Genomic DNA, 1,721 nt, shown 5'->3' with positions numbered 1-1,721 from the left:
GCATGGCCCCATGTGAGGCGTCACGTCATGCGTCGATCGTCCTTTCGTTTCTCGTTTCGTTTCCCGGCACGAATGATCCGGAGACCGGTGGCATCGCCAGGCGGCGGGCCTTCGGGAGCGGATCGCGGGGCGGCAAGGCGGGCGCCGGCGCCCGAAGGCTCCTTTGCCGGCATTGCCGCGCCTTGATCGTCACCGCGAGCCTGGCCGCGACCCGATGGCATCGGACCGTTCGATACGGCCTCGGCCGAAGGCTTAGCCGTACGTCAGGTCTTCTGCATTCCGGTCCCCGGACCGTTTTGGATAACACCACCCGGAGGTGTCGGCTTAACAGGCCGTTGGAGAAGGAATCGAACCTTCGACAATCAGATTATGAGTCTGACGCTCTAACCAAACTGAGCTATCCGTGGTGCTGATGAAGGGACTCGAACCCCTGACCTCCGGACCCAAATCCGGCGCTCTTCCTCTGAGCTACATCGGCGATCCCAACACTCCGAAACGGCGCCGTACACAGCGCGGCAAAGCTGGCTGCGCGGGCGGAGACGAAAGCTCCAACCGTTGTGCTCGCTTCGGTTTTCGTGACCGGGAGCGCGCCTATAGACCCTGCGACGGCTTGTCGCAAGCGGCATTATCGCGGGGGCTTGCGGCTTCTTGCGGCTGTGGCATTTCGGACACAGTGCTGAGCTGGGCAGACCTATGCCGTCAGAAGGTGACGCGGCCGAGCACTTTGAGGCCGTCTCCATTAGGCGCCACGACCACGGCCTCGCCCTCGCGCGGCGAGACGCCGGTGAGCGCCTGGATGTTTTCCAGATGCGTGACCAGCACCAGATTGTCAGAGCCGGAATAGCCCCGGATCTCCTTCATCACCGCCTCCATCTGAGCGGCCTTCTCAGCCGAATCGGTCTTGAGCAAGTCGAGCGGCGCAAATGGTTTCGGTTCGGCCTCGAAAGCGATGCGGGCGGTATCAAGGCAGCGGCAGTAGCGGCTGGAGAGCACACGCTCGATGGGCGCCGCGCGCGCCGCAAACAGCGCCCCGATGCGGCTTGACTGCTGCTTGCCGCGCTCGGACAGGTTGAGCTGGGTGGCGCAATTGCCGATGTCGAAATTCGCCGGATCGGTGGTCCCGGTGACGAAGGCATGCCTAAGCAGGACGATATGGCCGCCATCGCGCAGCAGCGCCCAGCCGGCGTCGGTTGCGTGGGCGAGGGTGGGAACGGCAAGCAGGAAAAGCGCCAGGGCAAGTCGCAGCATGTGAAGTCCTTATGGCGGCCGGAGAGGCCGGGGCCATCTTCGGCATATAGGGACCGCAAAGCCGGCTGAAAAACAAGCAGAGGACCAACGGTCGGCCGGAGAACGGCCGATTGCACGGCGCTCGAGGCTTGCCTATCACGGTAAAGATGTCTCCGCCCGAACAATGACGCCGCTCACCGAAACCGTCCTGTTCGTCTTCAGTCTCGTTGCGCTCGGCTATCTCGCCGGCCTTACCGGCTATCTGAAGCCGGCAAGTGGTGAGGGCATATCCGAATTCGCCGTCAACGTGGCTATGCCGCTGCTCTTGTTCCAGACGATGGTGAACTCCGATTTCCATGGCGTGGCGCCATGGTCGCTGTGGAGCGCCTATTTTGCGGCGGTTGCCGTCACCTGGTCCGCCGGGCACTTGGTCATGACGCGGCTCTTCGGCCGCGATGCCCGCGCCGGCGTCGTCGGCGGCGTGTCCTCGGCCT

The 1,721-nt window shown here is 63.7% G+C and carries 2 protein-coding genes and 2 tRNA genes; 1 reads left to right on the top strand and 3 read right to left on the bottom strand.

The annotated features are described in order from the left end of the window. Positions 1–335: 335 nt before the first annotated feature. The 3 genes from EOA75_RS32520 to EOA75_RS32510 all read right to left on the bottom strand — a co-directional run bounded on the left by EOA75_RS32520 (position 336) and on the right by EOA75_RS32510 (position 1,248). Positions 336–404: transfer RNA gene (locus EOA75_RS32520), tRNA-Met, on the bottom strand. Next, positions 405–478: transfer RNA gene (locus tag EOA75_RS32515), tRNA-OTHER, on the bottom strand. A 221-nt stretch (positions 479–699) separates the two neighbouring features. Next, entirely contained in the window at positions 700–1,248 is a 549-nt protein-coding gene (locus tag EOA75_RS32510; protein WP_066999807.1) for a histidine phosphatase family protein, read from the bottom strand. A gap of 163 nt (positions 1,249–1,411) precedes the next feature. Here EOA75_RS32510 and EOA75_RS32505 point away from each other — a divergent pair. Further along, on the top strand, positions 1,412–1,721 hold a 310-nt coding region (locus tag EOA75_RS32505), incomplete at its 3' end, for an AEC family transporter (protein WP_206517106.1).

This window comes from Mesorhizobium sp. M1A.F.Ca.IN.022.07.1.1 (assembly GCF_003997575.1).
In the GTDB taxonomy this organism is placed as follows: domain Bacteria; phylum Pseudomonadota; class Alphaproteobacteria; order Rhizobiales; family Rhizobiaceae; genus Mesorhizobium.
Note: the sequence above shows the minus strand (reverse complement) of the source record. Positions and strands in the feature narration are given on the sequence as shown.

What these genes read in the sequence shown, in the direction of transcription:
- EOA75_RS32510 (WP_066999807.1), bottom strand. Translation starts at nt 1,248, where the DNA reads ATGCTGCGACTTGCCCTGGCGCTTTTCCTGCTTGCCGTTCCCACCCTC.